Origin of the sequence: Streptomyces sp. NPDC001093 (genome assembly GCF_040298985.1) — a bacterium.
GTDB lineage: Bacteria > Actinomycetota > Actinomycetes > Streptomycetales > Streptomycetaceae > Streptomyces.
The window spans coordinates 32,413-55,084 of record NZ_JBEPBF010000008.1 but is presented as its reverse complement, the minus strand read 5'-3'; the positions used below and the strand labels follow the sequence as shown (position 1 = coordinate 55,084).

Here is a 22,672-nt window from a genome sequence, read left to right as displayed (position 1 = left end):
TCACCGACGGAAAAAGTCAGACTTATATGTCACAGGCTCTTGAATTCGTCGTACCTAATGGGTTTCAGTGTGGCGACGCCGCCGTGGCGTCGGATGTCGAGGAAGACAGCGAGGCAGTGATGCGAACCCCCCAGGTCGTCGTCGTGATGGGCGTCGCGGGGACGGGCAAGACCACGATCGGTCCCTTGCTCGCCGCGCGGCTGGGCGTCCCGTACGCCGAGGGCGACGACTTCCACCCGCAGGCCAACATCGACAAGATGTCGGCCGGGATCCCGCTCGACGACACCGACCGGTGGCCCTGGCTGGACGCCATCGGTCACTGGGCGCACGGGCGGGCCGGACTGGGCGGGGTGGTCAGCAGCTCGGCGCTGAAGCGGTCGTACCGCGACCGGCTCAGGGCCGCCGCTCCCGGAGTGGTGTTCGTGCACCTCACCGGCGACCGGAAGCTGATCGAGGACCGGATGACGCAGCGCCAGGGGCACTTCATGCCGACCGCGCTGCTGGACTCCCAGTTCGCCACGCTGCAGCCCCTGGAGCCGGACGAGGCGGGAGTCGCCGTGAACGTCGGCGGCAGCCCGCAGGAGATCACCGAGCGAGCCGTGAAGGCACTCGAGGCGCTTCCCGACACCACCGCGTAACACCCACCCCCGTCCCCCCCGTAACGCAAGGGAACACCCGTGACCAGACTCAGCGTCGAGATGCTGGCAGCGGACACACCTCCGCCGATCACCTCCGCCGGACACGCCCAGCTCGGCATCGCCGTCCTGGTGGGCATGGCCGTGATCGTCCTGCTCATCACCAAGTTCAAGCTCCATGCCTTCCTGGCGCTGACCATCGGGTCACTGGCGCTCGGAGCGGTCGCCGGAGCGCCGCTCGACAAGGCCATCACCAGCTTCACCACCGGGCTCGGCACCACGGTGGCCGGCGTGGGCGTCCTGATCGCGCTCGGGGCGATCCTGGGCAAGCTCCTCGCCGACTCCGGTGGCGCCGACCAGATCGTCGACACGATCCTCGCCAAATTCGGCGGGCGACGGGCGGGCGGGCGTGCGATGCCCTGGGCGATGGTGCTCATCGCCTCCGTGATCGGCCTGCCGCTGTTCTTCGAGGTCGGCATCGTCCTGCTGATCCCGGTCGTGCTGATGGTCGCCAAGCGCGGCAACTACTCCCTGATGCGCATCGGCATCCCGGCGCTCGCCGGTCTGTCCGTGATGCACGGCCTGATCCCGCCGCACCCCGGCCCGCTGGTCGCGATCGACGCGCTCCACGCCAACCTGGGTGTGACCCTCGCGCTCGGCATCCTCGTCGCCATACCGACCGTGATCGTCGGCGGTCCGCTGTTCTCGAAGGCCGCGGCCCGCTGGGTCGACGTCCCGGCACCGGAACGGATGCTCCCGCAGCGCCCCTCGGAGGAACTGGAGCGCCGCCCCGGCTTCGGCGCGACCCTGGCGACCGTGCTGCTGCCGGTGGTGCTGATGCTGGCCAAGGCGCTGGTGGACATCGTCGTCGACGACCCCACGAACATGAACCAGCGGGTCTTCGACATCATCGGCACCCCGATGATCGCCCTGCTCGCCGCCGTGATCGTCGGCTTCTTCACGCTGGGCCGGCCCGCCGGGTTCAGCAAGGAGCGGCTGCGGCAGACCGTCGAGAAGGGCCTGATGCCCATCGCCGGCATCCTGCTCATCGTCGGCGCGGGCGGCGGCTTCAAGCAGACGCTGATCGACTCCGGTGTGGGCCATATGATCCTGGACATCTCCAGGAACTGGTCGATCCCGGCGGTGCTGCTGGCCTGGCTGATCGCGGTGGCGATCCGGCTGGCGACGGGCTCGGCGACGGTGGCGACGGTCTCGGCGGCCGGTCTGATCGCGCCGCTCGCGGCCGGCACGTCGACCACCCACACCGCCCTGCTCGTCCTGGCCATCGGCGCCGGCTCGCTCTTCTTCAGCTTCGTCAACGACGCCGGCTTCTGGCTGGTGAAGGAGTACTTCGGGCTGAGCGTCGGGCAGACCGTCAAGACCTGGTCGATCATGGAGACGATCCTCTCGGTGGTCGCCGGCGGTCTGGTCCTGCTGCTGTCGCTGGTCCTGTAGGAGGGGTACGACGATGACGGCCCACCCCCTCTTCGACATCGGCGGCCGCACCGCCCTGGTCACGGGCTCCAGCCGGGGCATCGGCCTCGCGCTGGCCCGGGGCCTGGCCGAGGCCGGCTGCACGGTCGTCCTCCACGGGCGCGACCCGGACCGGCTGGCCGAGGCCGCGTCCGGGCTGCCCGGCGACCGGGTCCGCACGGCGGTCTTCGACGTGACCGACGGTTCCGCCGTGGCCGCCGGAATCGCGGACATCGAGGAGCGGGTGGGCCCGCTCGACATCCTCGTCAACAACGCGGGCATCCAACTGCGCGCCCCGCTGCTGGAGTTCACCGACGCCGACTGGCACCGGATCCTGGACACCAACCTCACCAGCGCGTTCCTCGTCGGCCGCGAGGCCGCCCGGCGGATGACGGAACGCGGCCACGGCAAGATCGTCAACATCTGCTCGCTGCAGAGCGAGGTCGTACGCCCCGGCATCGCGCCCTACGCCGCCGCCAAGGGCGCGCTGAAGATGCTCACCAAGGGCATGTGCGCCGACTGGGGACCGTACGGCGTCCAGGTCAACGGCCTCGGCCCCGGCTACATCGAGACCGAGCTGACCCGGCCCCTGGTGGAGGACGAGGAGTTCAGCGCCTGGGTCCGCCGGCGCACCCCGGCCGGCCGCTGGGGCCGTACCGAGGATCTGGTGGGCGCCCTGCTCTTCCTCGCCTCGCCGGCCTCCGACTTCATGGGCGGCCAGGTCCTGTACGTCGACGGCGGCATGACGAGTGTGCTGTGAAGGGCGCTGTGCTCTGAAAGGGGCTGCGGGAATGCTGGGTTGTGTGATCCACGGCGCGGGCGATCTGCGGGTGGCGGAACTGCCCGTTCCCGAACCCGGGCCCGGCGAGGCCCTGGTGGCCGTGCGTTACGGCGGGGTGTGCGGCTCCGATCTGCACTACTGGCGGCACGGCGGGGTCGGGGACTTCCGGCTCCGGGAGCCGATGGTGCTCGGGCACGAGGTGGTGGGCACGGTGGTGGCCCACGGCGCCGGGGCCGGCGGTCCCGCGCCGGGTACGGCCGTCGCCGTGCACCCCGCCACCCCGTGCGGACGCTGCCCGGAGTGCGCCGACGGACGGGCGAACCTGTGCCGGGACACCCGGTATCTGGGCAGCGCGGCCCGCTTTCCGCATGTGCAGGGCGGCTTCGCCGAGCGGATCGCCGTACCGGCCGGGCAGCTGCGGGTGCTGCCGGAGGGCCTCGGGCTGCGGCGGGCCGCCCTCGCCGAGCCGCTGTCGGTCGCGCTGCACGCGGTGCGGCGGGCCGGGCACGTGTCCGGTCGGCATGTGCTGGTGACCGGGGCGGGGCCGATCGGGTGCCTGGTCGTCGCGGCGGCGAAGGCGGCCGGTGCGGCACGGGTGACGGTGACCGACCTGGTGCCCCGGGCCCTGGGGTACGCGGCCGTCGCCGGGGCCGACACGCTGGTGCGGGCCGACGACCCGGGTGATGCCGGGTGGCCCGGCGAGGTGGACGTGGCCGTCGAGGCGTCGGGGGCCGCGGCCGGGCTCGACACCTGCCTGCGGCGCGTACGGCGCGGGGGTGTGGTCGTACAGCTCGGGATGCTCCCGCCCGGGCAGTCGCCGTTCGCCGGGAACCTGCTGGTGAGCCGGGAGGTCGAGCTGCGGGGGGCGTTCCGGTTCGACGCCGAGTTCGACGACGCGCTGGAACTGCTCGCCGCGCGGGGGGAGTTCGACGGGCTGGTCAGCGCGGTGGTTCCGGTACGGGAGGCCGAGGACGCGTGGGTGCTGGCCTCGGATCGGAACCGGTCCTGCAAGGTGCTGCTGGAGTTCGGGAACTAGGGCCGCCACAGCGGGTGTTGCCGCTTCGCCCACTCCCTGCTCACCGTCCCCGTGCGCAGGCCCTTTCTCGCCTCCGGGTCGCCCAGGGCCATGCCGATGTGGCCGGCCAGGACCACGCCGATGGTCAGGGCGAGCCAGTCGTGGACGAAGGTCGCCGAGGTCCGCCACATCAGCGGGGCGAGGTGGGTGAACCACATCAGCAGGCCGGTGCCGAGCATGACCAGGGTGGCGCCGGCGATCCAGGCGGCGTAGATCTTCTGGCCGGCGTTGAACTTGCCCGCCGGACGGGAGCCGCGACGCTTGTCGCGGACCAGCGCGGCGTGCAGCCAGACCTTGTCGTGCGGGCCGAAGCGGTTGAGGAAGCGCAGGTCGGCGCGGAAGGCGCGGGAGGCGAGGCCCAGCAGGACCGGGACGGGGAGGGCGATCCCGGCGCACTCGTGGATGCGGACGACCAGTTCGCGGCGGCCGACCATGATCGCCAGCTGGGGGATGTAGAGGATGGCGGCCGTGACCACGCAGACCCCCATCAGCGCTGCCGTCGTGCGGTGGACCCAGCGCTCGGCCCGGCTGAAGCGGCGGACACGGGCGCCGGGCGGGGCCGGGGCATCAGCTCGTAGGCTCATCGGTCCGTCCGTTCGAGCGGCCGACCCAGGCGTCGACGTCGTAGCCGAGGTTCTCCCAGTAGCCGGGCTCGACCCGGTCGGTGACCGTGATCCCGGAGAGCCACTTGGCCGACTTGTAGAAGTACATGGGGGCGACATAGAGGCGGACCGGGCCGCCGTGGTCGTGGGAGATGTCCTTGTCCTGCATGCGCAGGGCGACCAGCACGTCGGGGCGGCGGGCCTGGTCGAGGGTGAGGCTCTCGGTGTAGGTACCGTCGAAGCAGGTGAAGCGGATCGCCTTCGCGGTGGGGCGCACCCCGGCCGCGTCCAGCAGGTCGGAGAGGCGTACGCCCTCGAAGGGGGTGCCGGGGACCCGCCAGCCGGTGACGCACTGGACGTCCTTGACCAGCCGGGTCTGCCGCAGGGCGCGCAGATCGGCCAGGGTGTAGGTGCGCGGGCGGTCGACCAGGCCGCCGATCTTCAGGTGGTAGTCGGCGGCGTTCAGCTGGGGGACCGAGGCGGCGACGGAGTAGTAGCGGAATCCGCCGCCGTTGGGCAGCAGGCCGGTCAGGCCCGTGGGGTCCTTGCCGGCGACGGCGCCGAGGAAGCCCTCCAGGCCGCGTTGCAGCGTGGGCGCGGCGACGAGGCCGAGCGCGCCCAGGCCGAGGGTGCCGAGGAAGACGCGGCGGCCTATGGGGGTGCCGTCCCGCTCCTCGGATGGTTCGGAGTTCACGCGTTCATTCGAGCACTCGGGGCCCTGGGGGGCCAGGGCATGCGGTCAGTGGTCAGGGTTCTGTAATCACTTCTTACGTACGCGGCGCAACGGCGCGCCGTTCAGTGCCCGAGCGCGTGGGCGCGGGCCGCCCGGAAGGCCGCGCGGGGGTCGCGGTGGACGTAGGACCAGGGTGCCCGGCTGGTGTGCCGGCCGATGCGCCGGAAAAGGGCCGCCGCCTCGGCCGGTCGGCCGGCGCAGGACAGGGCGAAGGCGAGGTGGTTGAGGTCGATGTGCCGGCGGGGGTGTTCGTCGTGTTCCCACTCCAGCCACCAGTCGAAGCAGGAGCGCAGGATGCGGCGGGCCCGGGGGCCGGACCAGTGCCCGGAGGCGGCGGGGTCGGCGGGGGCCAGGCCGGTGGCGGCGAGGACGCGGTAGCGCTCGGCGTAGGCGACGACCGGCAGGACGGCGAGCGGGGAGTCGGCCGGGGCCTCGGCGGCGGCCAGCTCGGCGAGGTCGTACACCTCGTGGTCCTCGGCGGCCCGGCCGCCGGAGGGCCGTTCGGCCAGGCGGGCGAGGAGCAGATGGTGGGCGTGGTGGTGCTCGGGGTGGCGGCGGCGCAGCTCGGCGAAGGCGGCGAACACCTCGCGCTCCGGGCCGAGGGTGCGGGCCAGCAGGAGTGAGCCGAGCCAGGGGGTGGGGTCGTCGGGGGCGTGCGCGGCGGCGGTCGCGCAGGCCTCGCGGGCCCGGTCGGGGTCCTCCTTGCCGCGCAGGGCGCGCCGGACCAGGGCGAGGGCGTACAGCGCGGCGGCGTCGGCGGAGCCGGGTTCGGCATGCAGCCAGTCGCGGGCCCAGGCCACGGCGTACGGTTCCCCGGCGAGCACGGTGAGGCGGTGGCCGCGGCGGTCCCAGTCGTCGCCGGTGTGCCGGAGCAGGGAGCGGGCGGCCTGGCGCCGGCCCTGGGTGAACGCGGCGCGCGCGGTGTGCAGTTCGGCGTCGTCGAAGGAGTCGTCGAAGGAGTCGTCGAAGCTGCCGTCGAAGTCGCTGTCCACACCGCGGTCGACAGCGCCGGAGTCGTCCGGGGCGGTGTCGCCGGACTGGTCCGTGGGGTCCCGGCGAGCGCCGAGCAGGGGTGGGAGAGGGGGCACCGCGGGACTTCCTGTTTCTCGGGCTGCCATCGACCGATCACTCACAGCAAACCCCCAGCCAAGGTTTGCGTCAAGCGGAACGGGGCTGTTCCCGGCTTCAACTACCGTTACGCATAGGGAACTTGGTGAACTTCGCGCAGGTGGGCCGGGGCCCGGGCGGGGGTACCCGACGGTCCGCTGTGGCGTACGCCATGGCGCCGGGCCGGCCGGCCCCGGAGCATGGCGGGTCAACCGCCCTGTTCCGCGCACTTCCGGGTCCATGCCGTCCCGGGGGCGCTACAGTCGGCCACTACGCACCCGTGGTCCGGCCGGATGATCGAGGTACGCAGCGTGTCCGTTCTGGTTCTCCTTCTCGCCGTGAGTGCTGCCTGCTGTCTGGGCTTCGGGTTCGTGCTCCAGCAGAACGCGGCGCAGAAGGCACCGCTGAGCGACTTCCTGTCCTTCCGGCTGCTGCTCGACCTGATGCGGGTGCCGCGCTGGCTGGGCGGGCTCGGCCTGATGATCGCCGGCATGGTGCTCGGCGCGATCGCCCTCGGCAACGGCGAGATCTCCCTGGTCGAACCGCTGCTCGCGACGAACCTGCTGTTCGCCCTCGCTCTGTCCCGGCACCAGACCAGGCAGCCCCTGGGCCGCCAGGGCTGGGCGGGGCTGCTGCTGCTCGCGGGCGGGGTGAGCGCGTTCATCATGGCGGGCGAGCCGCGGGCCGGCCACGCCATCTCCGATCCGCTGCGGCACTGGCTGATCGTCGGCGCGATGGTCGGCGCGGCCCTGGTGCTCACGACGTACGGCAAGCGCTCCCGGCTGAGCTGGGGCCCGGTGTTGCTGGCCACCGCCGCCGGGCTGCTGTACGGCGTGCAGGACGCGCTGACCCGGGTGAGCGGCACCCGCTTCTCCGAGGGCGGCTTCACCGAGCTGTTCACCGGCTGGCAGCCGTACGGCGTGCTGGCCTGCGGGGTCACCGGTCTGGTCCTGGTGCAGAGCGCCTTCGAGACGGCCCCGCTGCGCATGTCGCTGCCGGCCCTCACCGCGGCCGAGCCACTCGCCGGGATCCTCTGCGGCGTCGGCTTCCTCGGCGACCGGCTGCGCACCGACACCGGGGCACTGGCCTGGGAGGCGACGGGGCTCGCGGCGGTGGTCACGGGCATCGTGCTCCTCGGACTGCACCCGGCGATGCCATGCGGCGCAACCGAGCCGCACCCCTCGGCCCGCGACCTCCAGCGGCGCTAGCCCCTCCCACACGGCCCCACCGCGCACGGCGCGACCGAACCCCTCACCCGACATCGACTTCCCCGGGCGACCGGCCCCACACCGGACACCGGGGCACTGGCCTGGGAGGCGACGGGGCTCGCGGCGGTGGTCACGGGCATCGTGCTCCTCGGACTGCACCCGGCGATGCCATGCGGCGCAACCGAGCCGCACCCCTCGGCCCGCGACCTCCAGCGGCGCTAGCCCCTCCGACACGGCCCCACCGCGCACGGCGCGACCGAACCCCTCACCCGACATCGACTTCCCCGGCAACCGGCCCCACACCGGACACCGGCGCACCGGCCCGGGAGGCGACCGGGCTCGCGGCGGTGGTCACCGGCATCGTGCTCCTCGGACCGCACTCGGCGACGCCATGCGGCGCGACGGAACCTCCAGCGGCGCGGAGCCCTCTGCTTGGATGGCTCGCATGAACCCCGCTGACGAGATCCTCGACATCGTCGACGAGCAGGACCGGGTCGTCGCCCAGTGTCCCCGCGGTGAGGCGTACGCCCGCGGACTGCGCCACCGGTGCGTGTTCGTCCAGGCCAGGGACGCGGACGGCCGGCTCTTCGTCCACCGGCGCACGGCCACCAAGCTGGTCTTCCCGGCGCTGTACGACATGTTCGTCGGCGGCGTCGTCGGAGCGGGCGAGTCCTACGACGAGGCCGCGCTGCGCGAGGCGGAGGAGGAGCTGGGCGTGACGGGGCTCCCCCGGCCGGAGTATCTCTTCAAGTTCCTGTACGACGACGGGGCCGGGAACAGCTGGTGGTCGGCGGTGTACGAGGTGCGCTGCGAGCTGCCCGTGCGGCCGCAGGCGGAGGAGGTCCAGTGGCACGACTTCCTGCCCGAGGAGGAGGTCGAGCGGCGGCTCGGCGACTGGGAGTGGGTGCCGGACGGGCTGGCGGCGTACCAGAGGCTGCGGGCGTTTCGGGCGGGTCGGTGACCGACCGGTAGGGTCGGCCGCGTGAGCGAATTCGTACGGAACATCCGGCTGTGGTTCGCGCCGGAGCAGGTGCGGGCGGAGGGCGGCACGCCCGACTACCGGTTCTCGCTGGCCAACGAGCGCACGTTTCTCGCCTGGCTGCGCACGGCGCTCGCACTGATCGGCGGCGGATTCGCGGTGGACCAGTTCCTGCCGGACCTGCGCTGGCCCTGGCGGGTAGGGCTCGCGCTCGCGCTGCTCGGCGCCGGGGTGCTGTGCTCCCTGCGCGCGGTGAACCACTGGGTGCGCTGCGAGCGGGCGATGCGGCGCGGTGAGGACCTGCCCGCGTCCCGGTTCCCGGCGCTGCTGGGCCTGGTCGTCGCGGTGGTGGCCGTGGCGATGGTCGTGGTGGTGCTCGCCGGATGGGCGGGGTGAGCACGGCCGGGCGCGACCCGGGGCTGCAGCCGGAACGCACCCGGCTGGCCTGGCGCCGTACGACCCTGTCGGCCACCGTGGCCGCCGTACTCGCCGTCAGGACCGCCCTGCACGGCGGCGTCTCGGCCACCGGAGTGACCGTCTGCGCCCTGTGCTGTGTGCTGTTCCTCGGCTTTCTGGCGGTGGCCCACCGCCGGATCCGGGCCCTCGCGACCGGTCCCCGCCCGCCCGCGCTCGCTCCCCGGCACGCGACGGCGGCGGCGCTGTGCGCGGTGGCGCTGGCGTTGTGCGCGGCCGCGCTGGTCGTCTAACCCGCCCGGCCTTCCCCGCGGTTCCGGTCCACGGTGACCACGATCTTCCCGCGGGTGCGGCCCTCCTGGTTCAGCCGGTGCGCGTCCGCCGCCCGCTCCAGCGGGAACGTCTCCTGGACGTGCACCGAGACGACCCCCTGCTCGGCCAGCCGGGAGAGCGCGCTCAGGTCCTCGGCGTCCGAGCGGACGAAGCAGTAGCGGCCGCCGTGGGTCACCACCTGCGGGTCGGTGATCGACGCCAGCCGGCCTTCCGGGGCGAGCAGGTCGGCCGAGGTCCTCAGGGTGTCGCCGCCGACGGTGTCGAAGGCCGCGTCCACGCCCTCCGGGGCGAGCGCGCGCACCCGTCCGGCCAGGCCCTCACCGTAGGTCACCGGCTCGCCGCCGAGGCCGCGCACATAGTCGTGGTTGCGCTCGCTCGCCGTACCGATGACCCGGGCGCCGAGGTGGGCGGCGATCTGGACGGCGAGGGAGCCGACCCCGCCGGCCGCCGCGTGGACCAGCACGGTCTCGCCGCGCCCCACCTCCAGCGCCTTGACCAGCACCTGGTAGGCGGTGAGCCCGGCGAGCGGGAGGCCGGCGGCCTCCTCGAAGGAGAGGTTGCGGGGTTTGCGGGCCAGGGTGCGCACGGGCGCGGCGACGTACTCGGCGAAGGTGCCGCGGGAGAGGAAGTCCTCGCGGCAGTAGCCGATGACCTCGTCGCCGGCGGCGAACTCCGTGACCGCGGCACCGGGCCGGACGACCACCCCGCTGACGTCCCAGCCGGGGATCACCGGGAAGACGGCGTCCAGGACCGCGTCGAGGTACCCCTCGCGGCACTTCCAGTCGACCGGGTTGACGGCCGCGGCACGGACCTCGACCAGGACCTGGTCGGGGCCGACCTTGGGGTCGCGCACCTCGCCGTACTCCAGCACCTCCGGTCCGCCGTAGTGGCGGTAGCTGATGGCCTTCATGCCCTCGACCCTCCGGGGTACTCGCACAGCACGCAAGCGGTACGAAGGTGAGCACCATGACCACCCTGCACCGGGAACACACCGGACACGGCACGCACCGCCACGGTCCGGGCTGCGGGCACAACGCCGTGCCGCACGGCGACCACCTGGACTACGCGCACGAGGGGCATCTGCACCGCGAGCACGAGGGTCACTGGGACGAGTGCGAGCCGGCCGGGCACACGGTCCATGAGGGCCATGAGCACCTGCACTACGACGAGTGCGGACACGCCCAGGTGGCGCACGGCGACCACATCGACTACCTGCACGGCGGCCACCGGCACGCCGAGCACGAGGGCCACTGGGACGAGCACTGACCGCGGACGGAACCGACGCGACAGAGCGGACGGAACCCACGGGACAGCGGCCAACGGCTTCCCGGGCAGCGCGCCGGGGAGCCGTCGGCCTATCGTGGCTCCGGTCACGTTTCACCTCCTGACGGGTACATCCACTGGACGGCATACCGACCGGTCGGCATCATGGGTTGCGTCCTGTTCACCCGTTCGTAGGAGTGATGCATGAGCGCCGACCACCCGCCCGGACTCGACCTGGACCGGCTGCGCGCCCACCTCGATCGCGAGCGCCCCGGTCTGGTGACCGGCCCCCTCACCGGCCGGCTGATCGAGGGCGGACGGTCGAACCTCACCTACGCGTTCTCCGACGGCACCTCCCGCTGGGTCGCGCGCCGGCCCCCGCTCGGCCATGTCCTGGCCACCGCGCACGACATGAAGCGCGAGCACCGCGTGATCAACGCCCTGCACCCGACCCGGGTACCGGTGCCGCGTCCGGTGCTGCTGTGCGAGGACGAGGAGGTGCTCGGGGCGCCGTTCTACGTCATGGAGTTCGTCGAGGGCACCCCGTACCGCACGGCGCAGCAGCTCGCCCCGCTGGGCCCCGAGCGCACCCGGAACGCGGTGCTGTCCCTGGTGGACACGCTGGTCGAACTGCACGCGGTCGACCCCGCCGCGGTGGGCCTCGAGGACTTCGGCCGCCCCGAGGGCTTCCTGGACCGCCAGCTGCGCCGCTGGGGCAAGCAGCTGGACGCCTCCCGCAACCGCGAACTGGCCGGCATCGACGAACTGCACGCGGCCCTGGGCCGGGAGCTGCCGCGCTCCCCCGCGCCCGCCGTCGTACACGGTGACTACCGGCTCGACAACGTGCTGATCGGGGACGACGACGAGATCAGGGCGATCCTCGACTGGGAGATGTCCACCCTCGGCGACCCGCTCACCGACCTGGGGCTGCTCGTGATGTACAGCCAGCCGCTGGGCATGGCGGACTCCCCGGTCTCCACCACCGCCGAGGCCCCGGGACACCCGTCCCCGCGGGAGCTGATCGAGCGGTACGCCGAGCGCTCGGGGCGGGACGTCTCCGGCGTCTCCTGGTACACGGCGTTCGCCTGGTTCAAGCTCGCCGTGATCCTCGAGGGCATCCACTACCGGTACACGCTGGGCCAGACGGTCGGGCGCGGCTTCGACCGGATCGGCGACCTCGTGCCCGTCTTCATCGGCCACGGACTGACCACTCTTCAGGAAGGCTGACCGCTCATGGACTTCGCGTTCGACGCGCGCACCGAGGAACTGCGCGCCAAGCTGCTCACCTTCATGGACGAGTACGTCTACCCGGCCGAGGCGGTGGCGGAGGAGCAGCGGGCCGCGCTGGCCTCGCCGTGGGACACCCCGGCCGTGGTCGAGGAGCTGAAGGCCGAGGCCCGCAGGCAGGGCCTGTGGAACCTCTTCCTGCCCGACGACGAGTACGGCGCGGGGCTCACCAACCTCCAGTACGCGCCGCTCGCCGAGATCACCGGCCGCTCCCCGCAGCTGGCGCCCACCGCGACCAACTGCGCCGCGCCCGACACCGGGAACATGGAGGTGCTGGCGCAGTTCGGCGACGAGCGGCAGCGGAAGCAGTGGCTGGAGCCGCTGCTGGCCGGTGAGATCCGCTCGGCGTTCGCGATGACCGAGCCGGAGGTGGCCTCCTCGGACGCCACCAACATCACCACGCACATCGAGCGAGCCTCCGACGGCTCGGACGAGTACGTCATCACCGGCCGCAAGTGGTACATCTCCGGCGCGATGAACCCGGACTGCAAGATCTTCATCGTGATGGGCAAGACCGACCCGGACGGCGCCGACATCCGCCGCCAGCAGTCCATGGTGCTGGTCCCGCGCGACACGCCCGGCGTGACCGTCAAGCGCGCCATGCAGGTCTTCGGCTACGAGGACCACTCGCACGGCGGCCACGCCGAGGTGGTCTTCGACCACGCGCGCGTACCGGTCACCAACCTCATCGGCGAGGAGGGCGGCGGCTTCGCCATCGCCCAGGCCCGGCTCGGCCCCGGCCGGATCCACCACTGCATGCGGCTGATCGGCATGGCCGAGCGGGCCATCGAGCTGATGTGCCGGCGGGCCGTCGCCCGTACGGCGTTCGGCAAGGCGCTGGCCCAGCAGGGTGTGGTCCAGAACTGGATCGCCGACGCGCGGGTGACGGTGGAGCAGCTGCGGCTGCTGGTGCTGAAGACGGCCTGGCTGATGGACACCGTCGGCAACAAGGGCGCCCACGCCGAGATCCAGGCCATCAAGATCGCCACGCCGCGTGCGGTGGTCGGCATCCTGGACCGCGCGATCCAGCTCCACGGCGCGGGCGGGGTGAGCCAGGACTTCCCGCTGGCCGAGCTGTACGCGAGCGCCCGCACCCTGATGCTGGCCGACGGCCCGGACGAGGTGCACCAGCGGTCGCTGGCCCGGCGGGAGCTGAAGAAGTACCTGTAAGTGAGCACAGGTAAGGGGCGGCCGCTCGGGCGGCCGCCCCTTACTCGTGCCGTTCGTTCCGCCCTAGACTAGGGCCGCAGCGCCCGCAGCAGCAGGTCGGCGAGGTGGTCGGCGACCTGCTGCGGGGTGAGCGGGCCGTCCGGGCGGTACCAGGTGGACAGGTGGTGGACGGAGCCGAAGTGGTAGTCCACGACCAGGTCGGCCGGGGTCGCCGTGGAGAAGACGCCCGCCTTCTGGCCCTCCTCGATCAGCGCGCGGAACCGTTCGTGGTAGAGCCGGCGCTCGGCGCGGACCTGCTTGTTCTTCTCCGGGCTGAGGTGGTGCATGGACCGGAAGAAGATCATCGCGTCGTCGAGGTTGTCGATCGTCGTGACGACCACGTCCGCCGCCGCGGCCCTGAGCCGCTCCTCCACCGGCGCGTCCATCCCGGCGAAGTGGTTCAGCCGCTCCTGCTGGATGCGCAGCACGCGCGCGTACACCTCGTGCAGGAGGTCGTCCTTGGAGCCGAAGTAGTGGTACAGCGCCCCCTTGGTGACGCCGGCCGCCTCCACGATCTCCTGCACGGAAGTGCGGTCGTAGCCCTGCTCGGCGAAGAGCCGGGTGGCGGCGGCCAGCAGCCGCTGCGGAACGGGCGTCCCGTCTCCGTCCGTCGTCCTGGGCACTGCCGCCACCTGCCTTTCCATGATGCTTACCGAATGTCCTGCGCGAGGTCCTGCACGAGGTCCTGCGCGAGGCCCTGCACGCGGGAACGCAGTTCCCGCCGGAGGATCTTCCCACTTGCCGTCTTGGGCAGGTCGGGCAGGATCTCCACCTGCCGGGGGTATTTGTAGGCGGCCAGTCTCTCCTTGCAGTACACCGCGAGTTCATCCGGGGCCGCCACGGCGCCCGGACGCAGGCTTATGTACGCCTTCACGGTCTCGCCACGGTAGCCGTCGGGGACGCCGACGACGGCCGCCTCGCGCACCGCCGGGTGGGTGTACAGCACGTCCTCGACCTCGCGGGGCCACACCTTGAAGCCGGACGCGTTGATCATGTCCTTCTTGCGGTCGACGACGTAGAGCCAGCCCTGTTCGTCCATGAAGCCGATGTCGCCGGTGCGCAGCTCGCCGTCCGGGAAGGACTCGGCGGTGGCGTCCGGGCGCCGCCAGTAGCCGGGGATCACCTGGGGTCCTCGTACGACGATCTCGCCCTGCTCCCCGAAGGGCACCTCCGCGCCCTGCTCGTCGAGGATCCGCACGAGCGTGTCGGCGCCGGGCACGCCGACCGACAGCGTCCCGGAGACGGGGTCCACGGGTGCCTCCAGGCCGGGCGGGACGGCGGCACAGGGGCCCGAGCACTCGGTGAGGCCGTAGCCGACGCGGATGTAGGGCCCGAAGCGCTCGCGGAACCTCTCCACCAGGGCCGGGGGCACGGGCGCGCCGCCGGAGGACATGTTCACGAAGGAGGCGAAGTGCTCGCGCGTGACGTCCGGGTGGGCGGCGAGCGCCATGTAGGCGGTGGACGGGCCGACCGTGTAGTGCGGGTGGTGCTCGGCGAAGGCCTCCAGGACGAGGCCGGGCTCGAAGCGGTAGGCGAGCACCAGGGTGCCGGCGCTGTTCAGGCAGGCACCGAACTGGCAGACCATGCCGGTGATGTGGAACAGCGGCGCGAGCGCGTAGTAGACCGGCGCCTCGGGCAGCGCGAGCCCGGTCCGCTGCCGCTCGGCGTTGTGCATGATGTTGCCGTGCGTGTTGGTGGCGCCCTTGGGGGTGCCACTGGTGCCGGAGGTGTAGCTGATCAGCGCGATGTCGTCGGGGCGCGGGTCGCGGCCCTCGGGCACCTTGCCGCCCCGGCGGGCGACGGCCACGAGGTCGTCCGCGTCCGGCGCCTGGGGCAGCCGCTCGAAACCGAGCACGCGCGCGTCGTTGCGGGTTTGGAAGTCCAACTCGCTTGCGGTGAGCACGATCCGCAGCGGCGCCTCGGCCGCCGTCCGGCGCAGGTACCCCTCCCAGGCCCGGTCGGAGCAGATCAGCGCGGCGACCTCGCCGTCCCGCAGGATGTGGCCCATTTCAGCCGACTTGTACATCGGGTTGACCGGGACGACGGTCGCGCCGGCCTTCCAGGCGCCGAGGACGGCGAGCACGAAGTGCGGGGAGTTCTGCAGCAGCACCGCCACCCGGTCACCGCGCTCCAGCCCGCGCGCGGCGAGGTGGGCGGCGACGGAGTCGCTCAGCTCGTCCACCTCGCGGTAGCTCAGCCGGGCGTCGAAGTAGGCGAGGAAGGTGCGCTCGGGCGCCTCGGCGACGGCGGTCCGCAGGGCGTGCACCAGGGAGTCGGCGGGGTCGACCGGGCCGCGCTGGGCGTCGTCGAGCAGGGTCAGCCAGGGGCGTGCCGCGTATCGGGAGGCGCTCACCTGGTCTCCTCCCACTTGCGCTGGATGTGGTTCATGCCGCTCAGCCAGCGGTCCGGATCGGTGGCCCGCGCCTGGTAGTACTCGGCCACCTCGGGGTGCGGCAGGATCAGGAAGCGGTCCTCCTCGATGCCCCGGAACAGGGCGTCGGCGACGGCCTCCGGTTCGATCGCGGTCGGGTGCAGCACCAGGTCCCCGGCGCTGCCGGTGGCGGCCAGCATGTCCGTGCGCACGCCCTGCGGACAGATCGCGTGCACCTTCAGGCCCCGGTGGCGGTACGTCAGCGACAGCCACTCGGCGAAGGCGTAGGCGCCGTGCTTGGTGACGCTGTAGGAGGGCGCGCCGATCATGGTGAGCAGCCCGGCGGCCGACACCGTGGACACGAACCGCCCGGCTCCCCGCTCCAGCCAGGACGGCAGCAGCGCGTGGGCGGCGCGGACGTGCGCCATGAGGTTGACGTCCCAGGCGGTCGCCCAGGACCTCTCGTCGAGCGGCCCGCCCTCGCCGCCGTCCTCGAAGGCGACACCGGCGTTCGCGCAGTAGACGTCGATGGTGCCGCCGAGCGCGTCACGGGCGTCGCCGACGATCGCGGAGGCGTCGCCCGGCACGGCGATCCCGCCGATCTCCCCGGCCACCGCCTTGGCCCGCTCGCCGTCCAGGTCGTTCACGACGACCCGGGCGCCCTCGACGGCGAACCGCCGGGCCAGCGCGGCCCCGATTCCCCCGCCGGCCCCGGTGACGACCACTCCCGCATCCTGTACGGCTTCCACCATCGGTCTCCCTCGACACGACTTCGCGCGGCGCGCGTCGGCTCTGACCGGGCCAGACTAACCGGTCGGTATGTGTGAAGGAAGGGCCACCGCACCAACCTCTAGCCATGCATCTGTCCCGACGCACCCTGCTCGCATCCGCACCCATGGCCGCCCTTGCCCCCACGCCCGCACACCGTACGGAGCTGCGCACCGGGTTCGAAAGACTCGCAGCCGACGGCTACTCCCTGCTGAAGGGCCGGCGCGTCGGCATCGTCACCAACCCCACCGGCATCGCCAGGGACACCGCCCACATCGTCGACGTCATGCACCAGGACCCCCGCGTGCGGCTGACGGCGGTCTTCGGTCCCGAGCACGGCTTCCGGGGCACCGCTCAGGCGGGCGGCTCCGAGGGCAGGTACGACGATCCGGCGACGGGCCTGCCCGTCTACGACACCTATCTGAAGAGCGGGCGGCAACTCGCCGACATCTTCACCGCCGCCGGCGTCGACACGGTCGTCTTCGACATCCAGGACGTCGGCGCCCGCTTCTACACCTACATCTGGACGCTCTACGACTGCATGGAGGCCGCGCAGCTCGCGGGCAAGCGGTTCGTCGTCCTCGACCGGCCCAACCCGGTGACCGGCCGGGAGGCGCTGGGGCCGGTCCTGCACAAGGAGTTCGCCACGTTCGTCGGCCGGCAGCCGGTCGCGCAGGCGCACGGGATGACCGTCGCGGAGCTCGCGCGGCTGTTCAACGGGGAGTTCCTGAGCAGTCCGGTCGCGCTGGACACCGTACTGATGACGGGCTGGAGGCGCACGCAGTTCTACGACGCCTCGGGGCTGCCCTGGGTGCCGCCGAGCCCGAACATGCCGACCCCGGACACCGCTGTCGTCTACTCCGGCACCTGCATGTTCGAGGGCACCAACGTGTCGGAGGGCCGGGGCACGACCAGGCCGTTCGAGCTGCTCGGCGCCGAGGGCGTCGACGGCCGCTGGGCCGCCGCGGCGAACGAACTCGCCCTGCCCGGCGTGCGGTTCAGGGAGGCGTACTTCGCGCCCACCTTCTCCAAGTTCCAGGGCAGGACGGTCGGCGGGGTGCAGATCCATGTGCAGGACCGGGCCGCCTACGACCCCGTGCGCACCGGGATCGCGCTGCTGGTGACCGTGCGGAAGGTCTGGGCCGGCTTCGCGTGGCGGCCGGACAACTGGATCGACAAGCTCACCGGCTCCACCCGGGTACGCACGATGATCGACGCGGGGGCGGCCACCGACGAGGTGACCGGCGCCTGGCAGGAGGAGCTGGCCGCGTTCCGGCGGGTGCGAAGGAATATCTCCTGTACAGGTGAGGCACGGTGTATGGCCAACGCCGCGCCCGCGCAGGACGATGCGTGCGCACCACATCGTGACGCACCGTTTCCGGCGGGACGAGGGAGCCTGGCATGGCGGATCCCGGGATGAGCGTGACTCCCTACTGGGAGCTGACCTTCGACGCGGACGGGGACGTGGACGGCCCCGAACGCGACCAGCTGGTGGCGCAGGTCACGGCACAGGGTGTCCGTGACCTGATCGTCTTCGCGCACGGCTGGAACAACGACCGCTCGGGCGCGACCGCGCTGTACCGGCGCTTCTTCGCACCGGTCCCCGCGCTCGCGCCACGGGCCCGGCTCGGATACGTGGGCGTGATCTGGCCGTCGATGCGGTTCAGCGACGAGCCGATCCCGGACTTCCCGAAGTCGGTGGCGGCCGTGGCTGCGCAGCCGGCACCGGGTCCGGCGCTGGACAAGGACACCCGGAGTGCCCTGTCGGCGGTCTTCCCGGGGCGGGCCCCGGTGATCGACCAGCTGGCCCGGATGCTGGACGAACGACCGGACGGCGACGGCCGGTTGGCCGAGTTCGGGCGGCTGGTGCGGCTGCTGGTGGACGGGGAGCGGTCCGGGGTCGCCGACACCGGACAGGAGGGCGAGCCGGTGGTGTTCACCGAGGACCCGGCGACCGCCTGCGCCGCGTTCGCCGAGGCGCTGGCCGCCGTCCGGTCGCCCGGCGCACCGGCCGACTTCAGCATCCCGAACCCCTGGGAGGGCGCCAAGGAGCTGCTGCGACAGGCGACGTACTACACGATGAAGCGGCGGGGCGGGACGGTCGGCGAGCACGGACTCGGGCCGGTGATCGGGCAGTTGGCGCAGGCGGCGCCCGGGGTGCGGGTGCACCTGGTCGGGCACAGCTTCGGCGGGCGGCTGGTGTCGTTCGCGCTGCGCGGGCTGCCGGACGGGGTGGGCACGGTGAAGTCCGTGACGCTCCTTCAAGGCGCCTTCTCGCACTACGCGTTCGCGGACCGGCTGCCGCAGGACCCGGGCAAGGCGGGGGCGCTCAAGGACCGGCAGCGGCGGATCGACGGCCCGCTGGTGTGCTGCTACTCGCACTTCGACGCGGCACTCGGCACGTTCTATCCGCTGGCCTCCCGGCTCGCCGGGGACGACCGCTCGTGCGCGGGCAGCGAGATCGCGGCCGTGCTGGGGCCGGAGTGGGGCGCCCTGGGCCACGACGGGGTGCAGGCGGTGCCGGGCACCGCCCGGCTGGACCTCGCGGCGGCCCTCGCCGGACCGCTGCCCGCGTCGGGGTGCGTGAACGTCGACGCGGCCGCGGTCGTCTGCCACGGCGGCCCGCCGGCTGGGGCGCACAGCGACATCGTGCACCCCGAACTGGCACGGCTGGTGCTGGCGGCGGGCCGCATCGCGTGACCCGCCGCCCACCTCACCCCGATCGGTTCACCGGTGCGAGGTGTACTCCACCACCTGCTGGAACGTCGGCCGGTTCTGCCAGCTGATGTTGCCGTGCTTGATGCCGCCCAGGGTGCGCTGGACGATCGAGTCGGCGCACCACTGGTCGCCCGCCGAGCACAGGCTGTCGCCCGGGTAGACCTGGGCGGCGGTCGTCCCGGCCGCCTGGTCGAGGGTGCTGATCAGGGCGTCCCGGCAGGCGCCGAGGCTGCCGCCGCCGCAGTACTTCTCGGCGAGCCCGCCCTGCACGTTCTCCCCGAGCACCGCCCGGATGTCCTTGTCGACATAGCTCCACCAGCCGTACTGGAAGGAGCTTCCGGCGTGCGAGCCGGTCGGGCCGTGACCGGCGGACGGGGCCTCGTCGACCGACAGGTTGTTCGTGAAGGCCGTGTACAGGTCGCTGCCGAGGCCCGGTTCGAACTCCGCCTTGACCAGCAGCGGCCACCAGGCGTCCAGGATGCGGATCGCGTCGGCGTCGGCGTAGGTCTTCGAACCCGCGGACGTCTCCGTGCGCCTGGCGCCCGCGTCCACCCACGCCTGCAGCTTGCTCACCGCCGCGGCGGCCGTGGGGTCGGTCACCGCCGAGGAGTCGATCACCTTGAGCAGCTTCGGCAGCACGTCCTCGGCGCGCAGGTCGGCGAGGGCCGCGTCCGCCATGGCCTGCACCAGTTGGGTCCGGGTCACCCCACCGGCCGCGACCAGCTTCTTCACCCGGTCGTCCAGCAGATTGCCGCGGTGCACCGAACCGTCGCCCCAGGACGCGGTCGTGTAGTCCCTGGCCTGCTTGTTGTTCCAGGAGACGTAGTAGTCCTGGTCGACGGAGTTGGGGTGGGCGGAGGCCGGGGTGTAGTCGGCGGTGTTGGTGGCCGGGTCCCAGTTCTGCCACTCGTACGCGGGCTGCGCCCAGACCGGGAACTCGGCGTCGACGCCGGCCGCCCGGACGGGGTTGTCACCGCTGTTGTAGTACGCGGTGTGCCGGGAGTCGGCGTAGAACCAGTTGAAGGTGTAGTTGATGTGCTGGGCCGCGCTCTGGAAGTCCTGCGGGCCCTTGACGAAGCCGGGGTCGTTCAGCATCTGGAAGCCGATGATCGAGTCGGCCTCGTGCAGATACGAGGAGCGCAGGGTGGTGTAGGCGACCTTCTTGCCGCCGACGGTCGCCCGGTACTGGACCGGGCCGTACTTCGTCCGCCACACCCGCATGGTGTACGACCCCGCCGGCGTGCTGTCGGCCATGGTCGGCGACCAGGAGTTCTTCTGCTCGACCTTGTCCATCGCCGTACAGGTGCCGTGGTACAGGTAGTGGTAGTCGTCCTGGCACAGCTCGACGGCGTAGGTGTCGATGATGTCCTGGCCGGAGGTGGTCGCGCTCCAGGAGTAGTCCTGGCCGCGGCCGAGTTCGACGTACATGCTCAGGCCCGCGAAGGAGGCGCCGCGGGCGCTGATGCCCGGGCCCTGGATCTCCTGGAGCATGAGCAGCTGCGGGGCGAAGTAGCCGGTCTGCGGTCCGAAGACGGCGATCGGGTGGCCGCTCGCGGTGTACTTGCCGCTCACGACGAGGGCGTTGGACATCCCGCGCCTGGCCGAGCCGAGTGTGGCCTTGGCGGCGGTGGCGGACGTGCTCTTGGCGGCCACCGTGGCCGCGCTGCCCGTACGGTCGTAGACCAGCGGTTCCTGGGTGACCGAGCCGGCGTCGGGCAGCGCCTCGCCCTTGGCGTCGGCGGGCTTGCCGCCGTAGGGGAGGCTCCCGCCGTCGTGGACGGTCAGCACGGCCTCGGGGTCGTTGCGCTCGCGGAAGGACTCCCAGACCTTGGTGCCCTCCTCGACGCCGTACTTGGCCTGGGCGGCGAGCAGGGACAGGGCGTTGCTGACCTCGCCGCCCCCGCCGGCGCCGAACAGCGAGCCGATCACGGAGGCCAGCGCCACCAGGTCGGTGACCTTGAAGTGGTCGATGGTGCCGGAGTTGGTGATCGGGTCCTTGTGGCCGGTCAGGTCGTACTCGCCGGGGAAGTAACGGCCGCTGTCGGAGGCGTCGATGTAGGCGTTGACGCCGTCGAGATAGGCCTTGACGTCGGCGAGGGCCTGCTGGCCGCGGGCCCCGTTCTTCGCCACGGCGTTGTCGATCTGCGCCTGCAGGTCGGCCTCGGTGTAGGGGGCGTTACGGTAGAACTGCTGCTCCAGGCCCTGGTTGGCGGCCGCGCCGCCGGCGAAGGAGGTCAGCCGGCCACGGCCGACGTGCCGGAAGACGTCCATCAGCCACAGCCGGTCCTCGGCCGCCGCGTACCCGGCGCCGTACTCGGTGCCGTAGCGGGTGGTGCCGGTGATGTGCGGCACACCGGACTTCTTGTCCCGGACGATCGTCACGTCACCGCGTCCGCCCGGTTGCTCGGTGGAGGCGACCTGGTCGGACGGGACGCCGAAGGAGGCGTCGTTGAAGAAGTTGTTGATCGAGGCGTCCGTGAGGCCCTTGTAGCCGCCGGCCAGGCCCGCGTAGGGGCCGAGCTGGTCCTCGGCGTGCGAGGGCTGGGTGCCGAAGGCCTGGTTGAGCAGGATCTGGGCGAGCGTGGCGTTGCCGTTCTCGCCGGGCGGAAGGATGTCCGAGCACTGGCCGCCGCAGTAGTCGTTCGAGGCCGTGGCCGCGGCGGCGGACGCGGTCTGGGTGAGGGGAGAGAGAAGTCCGGCGACGAGAACGCATATGGACGCCGTCTTCAGGAACCCGTTGAAGCGGCGGGACGTTCTCAGTCTGTCAAGGGTGATACGTGGGGTTCGCCGTGGCATGGCAGCTCCTAGCGACAGAGGTGGCCGAACGTTACCGCCGGTATCCCCAGCTTTAAAGATGAACATGCGTCACTTTCCGGAGTCCGCAAGCAGGAAGCAGAAGACAGCACGCGAAGAGATGGAGCCGAATCGCCTGTCGATACGTCTATTCGGCGACGTCCGTGCGACGACGCCGAAGTGACCGAAGTGCAGGTGCAGGTGTGACGGAGGTGCAGGGCGATGGCCGGTTTCCGGAGTCTGGCGAGACAGGTACGCGATCCGGGCTGCGATCTGGCACTGCGGCGCTACTCACTGCGCAAGTGCCTTGAGAAGTTCGCCCCTTACGGGCATCGGGCGACCTGGGACCATCTGTGCTCCCGGGCGGGCTTCGGCCCCGAGGACCGCTCCCCCGACCCGGCGCGGCTCGTGGCCGCACTGGAGGAGCTGGAGGAGGCCCGGTCCGTCTGGCTCGCCTATGAGACCGACTTCACCGAGCGGCGCAGGAAGGAGAAGCACGACGGGCTGCGCCGGCCCGGCAGTGTGGACGACTGGCACCGGCTGACCTGGGGAGGGTTCGGGGTCGCCTGGTGCGACAATCCGCGGGTCCACCCCGGCGCGCCGCTGGCCGAGGTGCTGCGCCGGCTGATCGCCGCCCTGGAGCGCGAGCCGGGCTCGGGCTGCCCGGTGTGCGGCGCCGACCGCCTGGTCTGGCGGTACGGCCTGGACCACGAGCCGTCGTCCGGCCCGGTCTGCACGGACTGCGGCATCCTCGTGCCGCGTCCGGTACTGACGCCGCAGGCACTGGAGTTCGCGAGGCGGGGGCGGCTGCTGATGTCGGCCTGAGCAGTGCTGTACCAACGGGGGGCATGTCCGGGGGGTGCGTGGGGGATGCCGCGCCCCCCTGCGGTGCGGGGACCGGGGGGCCGTTGTCAGCGGTGGCA

At 72.2% G+C, this 22,672-nt stretch carries 21 protein-coding genes and 2 pseudogenes; 15 read left to right on the top strand and 8 right to left on the bottom strand.

Features of this window, described 5'->3' with window-relative positions; genetic code table 11:
* Positions 1-119: 119 nt before the first annotated feature.
* The 4 genes from ABT288_RS06565 to ABT288_RS06550 are packed head-to-tail and all read left to right on the top strand — an operon-like array spanning position 120 to position 3,925.
* Positions 120-638 (top strand): gluconokinase, encoded by a 519-nt coding sequence (locus tag ABT288_RS06565; RefSeq protein WP_351603423.1) that lies wholly within the window; start codon positions 120-122, stop codon positions 636-638.
* 39 nt (positions 639-677) lie between these two features.
* Positions 678-2,090: a GntP family permease gene (locus ABT288_RS06560; RefSeq protein WP_351603421.1), complete on the top strand. Its 1,413-nt coding sequence runs from the start codon at positions 678-680 to the stop codon at positions 2,088-2,090.
* Between the two features lie 13 nt (positions 2,091-2,103).
* On the top strand, positions 2,104-2,868 hold the full coding sequence (locus ABT288_RS06555) for an SDR family oxidoreductase (RefSeq protein WP_351603419.1): 765 nt from the start codon (positions 2,104-2,106) through the stop codon (positions 2,866-2,868).
* Between the two features lie 31 nt (positions 2,869-2,899).
* The gene (locus ABT288_RS06550; RefSeq protein ID WP_351603417.1) at positions 2,900-3,925 is read left to right on the top strand and encodes an L-idonate 5-dehydrogenase; all 1,026 of its coding nucleotides are present in this window, start codon (positions 2,900-2,902) and stop codon (positions 3,923-3,925) included.
* Here the strand turns inward: ABT288_RS06550 and ABT288_RS06545 are convergent.
* From ABT288_RS06545 to ABT288_RS06535, 3 genes are all read right to left on the bottom strand, one after another.
* Complete coding sequence (locus tag ABT288_RS06545) at positions 3,922-4,548, bottom strand: cytochrome b/b6 domain-containing protein (protein ID WP_351603415.1); 627 nt, start codon at positions 4,546-4,548, stop codon at positions 3,922-3,924. The genes ABT288_RS06550 and ABT288_RS06545 overlap by 4 nt on opposite strands.
* Positions 4,532-5,260, bottom strand: a complete 729-nt coding sequence (locus ABT288_RS06540) for a molybdopterin-dependent oxidoreductase (protein ID WP_351603413.1) — start codon at positions 5,258-5,260, stop codon at positions 4,532-4,534. Before ABT288_RS06540 ends, ABT288_RS06545 begins: the two co-directional genes overlap by 17 nt.
* A gap of 101 nt (positions 5,261-5,361) precedes the next feature.
* A complete protein-coding gene (locus tag ABT288_RS06535; RefSeq protein ID WP_351603411.1) occupies positions 5,362-6,387 on the bottom strand; it encodes a hypothetical protein in 1,026 nt (341 codons plus the stop codon).
* Between the two features lie 330 nt (positions 6,388-6,717).
* On the opposite strand from ABT288_RS06535, the gene ABT288_RS06530 reads away from it, so the two are divergent.
* From ABT288_RS06530 to ABT288_RS06515, 5 genes and pseudogenes are all read left to right on the top strand, one after another.
* Positions 6,718-7,614, top strand: a complete 897-nt coding sequence (locus tag ABT288_RS06530; protein ID WP_351603409.1) for a DMT family transporter — start codon at positions 6,718-6,720, stop codon at positions 7,612-7,614.
* A gap of 84 nt (positions 7,615-7,698) precedes the next feature.
* Positions 7,699-7,836, top strand: a pseudogene (locus ABT288_RS50115) (DMT family transporter); the annotation flags it as partial.
* 223 nt (positions 7,837-8,059) lie between these two features.
* A complete protein-coding gene (locus ABT288_RS06525; RefSeq protein ID WP_351603407.1) occupies positions 8,060-8,575 on the top strand; it encodes an NUDIX domain-containing protein in 516 nt (171 codons plus the stop codon).
* A gap of 21 nt (positions 8,576-8,596) precedes the next feature.
* Positions 8,597-8,989 (top strand): YidH family protein, encoded by a 393-nt coding sequence (locus ABT288_RS06520; RefSeq protein WP_351603405.1) that lies wholly within the window; start codon positions 8,597-8,599, stop codon positions 8,987-8,989.
* A complete protein-coding gene (locus ABT288_RS06515) occupies positions 8,977-9,300 on the top strand; it encodes a DUF202 domain-containing protein (protein ID WP_450858397.1) in 324 nt (107 codons plus the stop codon). The genes ABT288_RS06520 and ABT288_RS06515 overlap by 13 nt, the downstream gene beginning before the upstream one ends.
* Here the strand turns inward: ABT288_RS06515 and ABT288_RS06510 are convergent.
* Positions 9,297-10,250: an NADP-dependent oxidoreductase gene (locus ABT288_RS06510; RefSeq protein WP_351603401.1), complete on the bottom strand. Its 954-nt coding sequence runs from the start codon at positions 10,248-10,250 to the stop codon at positions 9,297-9,299. The two genes, ABT288_RS06515 and ABT288_RS06510, sit on opposite strands and share 4 nt — an antisense overlap.
* Positions 10,251-10,306: 56 nt before the next feature.
* Between ABT288_RS06510 and ABT288_RS06505 the strand changes: the two genes are divergently transcribed.
* The 3 genes from ABT288_RS06505 (at position 10,307) to ABT288_RS06495 (ending at position 13,060) form a co-directional block, all read left to right on the top strand.
* Positions 10,307-10,606, top strand: a complete 300-nt coding sequence (locus ABT288_RS06505) for a hypothetical protein (protein ID WP_351603399.1) — start codon at positions 10,307-10,309, stop codon at positions 10,604-10,606.
* Positions 10,607-10,807: 201 nt separating this feature from the next.
* Positions 10,808-11,830 carry a phosphotransferase family protein gene (locus ABT288_RS06500; RefSeq protein ID WP_351603397.1) on the top strand — a complete coding sequence of 341 codons (1,023 nt, stop codon included), beginning with the start codon at positions 10,808-10,810 and terminating at the stop codon, positions 11,828-11,830.
* A gap of 6 nt (positions 11,831-11,836) precedes the next feature.
* Positions 11,837-13,060, top strand: coding sequence for an acyl-CoA dehydrogenase family protein (locus tag ABT288_RS06495; protein WP_351603395.1), 1,224 nt, complete (start codon positions 11,837-11,839; stop codon positions 13,058-13,060).
* 68 nt (positions 13,061-13,128) lie between these two features.
* Here the strand turns inward: ABT288_RS06495 and ABT288_RS06490 are convergent, their stop codons facing one another.
* From ABT288_RS06490 to ABT288_RS06480, 3 genes are read right to left on the bottom strand one after another with little or no spacing between them, the layout of a single operon-like run.
* Positions 13,129-13,722, bottom strand: a complete 594-nt coding sequence (locus ABT288_RS06490) for a TetR/AcrR family transcriptional regulator (RefSeq protein WP_351603393.1) — start codon at positions 13,720-13,722, stop codon at positions 13,129-13,131.
* 26 nt (positions 13,723-13,748) lie between these two features.
* The gene (locus tag ABT288_RS06485) at positions 13,749-15,452 is read right to left on the bottom strand and encodes a class I adenylate-forming enzyme family protein (protein ID WP_351603391.1); all 1,704 of its coding nucleotides are present in this window, start codon (positions 15,450-15,452) and stop codon (positions 13,749-13,751) included.
* Positions 15,449-16,222, bottom strand: coding sequence for an SDR family oxidoreductase (locus ABT288_RS06480; protein WP_351603389.1), 774 nt, complete (start codon positions 16,220-16,222; stop codon positions 15,449-15,451). Before ABT288_RS06480 ends, ABT288_RS06485 begins: the two co-directional genes overlap by 4 nt.
* Before the next feature lie 104 nt (positions 16,223-16,326).
* Between ABT288_RS06480 and ABT288_RS06475 the strand changes: the two are divergent.
* A pseudogene (locus ABT288_RS06475) lies at positions 16,327-17,546 on the top strand (exo-beta-N-acetylmuramidase NamZ family protein).
* A 93-nt stretch (positions 17,547-17,639) separates the two neighbouring features.
* Entirely contained in the window at positions 17,640-18,938 is a 1,299-nt protein-coding gene (locus tag ABT288_RS06470; RefSeq protein ID WP_351603385.1) for a serine-threonine protein kinase, read from the top strand.
* A gap of 27 nt (positions 18,939-18,965) precedes the next feature.
* Here ABT288_RS06470 and ABT288_RS06465 read toward each other — a convergent pair whose 3' ends face one another.
* Positions 18,966-21,752, bottom strand: a complete 2,787-nt coding sequence (locus ABT288_RS06465) for a penicillin acylase family protein (protein WP_351603383.1) — start codon at positions 21,750-21,752, stop codon at positions 18,966-18,968.
* A 219-nt stretch (positions 21,753-21,971) separates the two neighbouring features.
* Between ABT288_RS06465 and ABT288_RS06460 the strand changes: the two genes are divergently transcribed.
* The gene (locus tag ABT288_RS06460; protein ID WP_351603381.1) at positions 21,972-22,574 is read left to right on the top strand and encodes a hypothetical protein; all 603 of its coding nucleotides are present in this window, start codon (positions 21,972-21,974) and stop codon (positions 22,572-22,574) included.
* Positions 22,575-22,672: the final 98 nt, after the last annotated feature.

What these genes read in the sequence shown, in the direction of transcription:
- ABT288_RS06565 (WP_351603423.1), top strand. Translation starts at nt 120, where the DNA reads ATGCGAACCCCCCAGGTCGTCGTCGTGATGGGCGTCGCGGGGACGGGC.
- ABT288_RS06555 (WP_351603419.1), top strand. Translation starts at nt 2,104, where the DNA reads ATGACGGCCCACCCCCTCTTCGACATCGGCGGCCGCACCGCCCTGGTC.
- ABT288_RS06550 (WP_351603417.1), top strand. Translation starts at nt 2,900, where the DNA reads ATGCTGGGTTGTGTGATCCACGGCGCGGGCGATCTGCGGGTGGCGGAA.
- ABT288_RS06545 (WP_351603415.1), bottom strand. Translation starts at nt 4,548, where the DNA reads ATGAGCCTACGAGCTGATGCCCCGGCCCCGCCCGGCGCCCGTGTCCGC.
- ABT288_RS06525 (WP_351603407.1), top strand. Translation starts at nt 8,060, where the DNA reads ATGAACCCCGCTGACGAGATCCTCGACATCGTCGACGAGCAGGACCGG.
- ABT288_RS06515 (WP_450858397.1), top strand. Translation starts at nt 8,977, where the DNA reads ATGGGCGGGGTGAGCACGGCCGGGCGCGACCCGGGGCTGCAGCCGGAA.
- ABT288_RS06510 (WP_351603401.1), bottom strand. Translation starts at nt 10,250, where the DNA reads ATGAAGGCCATCAGCTACCGCCACTACGGCGGACCGGAGGTGCTGGAG.
- ABT288_RS06505 (WP_351603399.1), top strand. Translation starts at nt 10,307, where the DNA reads ATGACCACCCTGCACCGGGAACACACCGGACACGGCACGCACCGCCAC.
- ABT288_RS06500 (WP_351603397.1), top strand. Translation starts at nt 10,808, where the DNA reads ATGAGCGCCGACCACCCGCCCGGACTCGACCTGGACCGGCTGCGCGCC.
- ABT288_RS06495 (WP_351603395.1), top strand. Translation starts at nt 11,837, where the DNA reads ATGGACTTCGCGTTCGACGCGCGCACCGAGGAACTGCGCGCCAAGCTG.
- ABT288_RS06480 (WP_351603389.1), bottom strand. Translation starts at nt 16,222, where the DNA reads ATGGTGGAAGCCGTACAGGATGCGGGAGTGGTCGTCACCGGGGCCGGC.
- ABT288_RS06470 (WP_351603385.1), top strand. Translation starts at nt 17,640, where the DNA reads ATGGCGGATCCCGGGATGAGCGTGACTCCCTACTGGGAGCTGACCTTC.
- ABT288_RS06465 (WP_351603383.1), bottom strand. Translation starts at nt 21,752, where the DNA reads ATGCCACGGCGAACCCCACGTATCACCCTTGACAGACTGAGAACGTCC.
- ABT288_RS06460 (WP_351603381.1), top strand. Translation starts at nt 21,972, where the DNA reads ATGGCCGGTTTCCGGAGTCTGGCGAGACAGGTACGCGATCCGGGCTGC.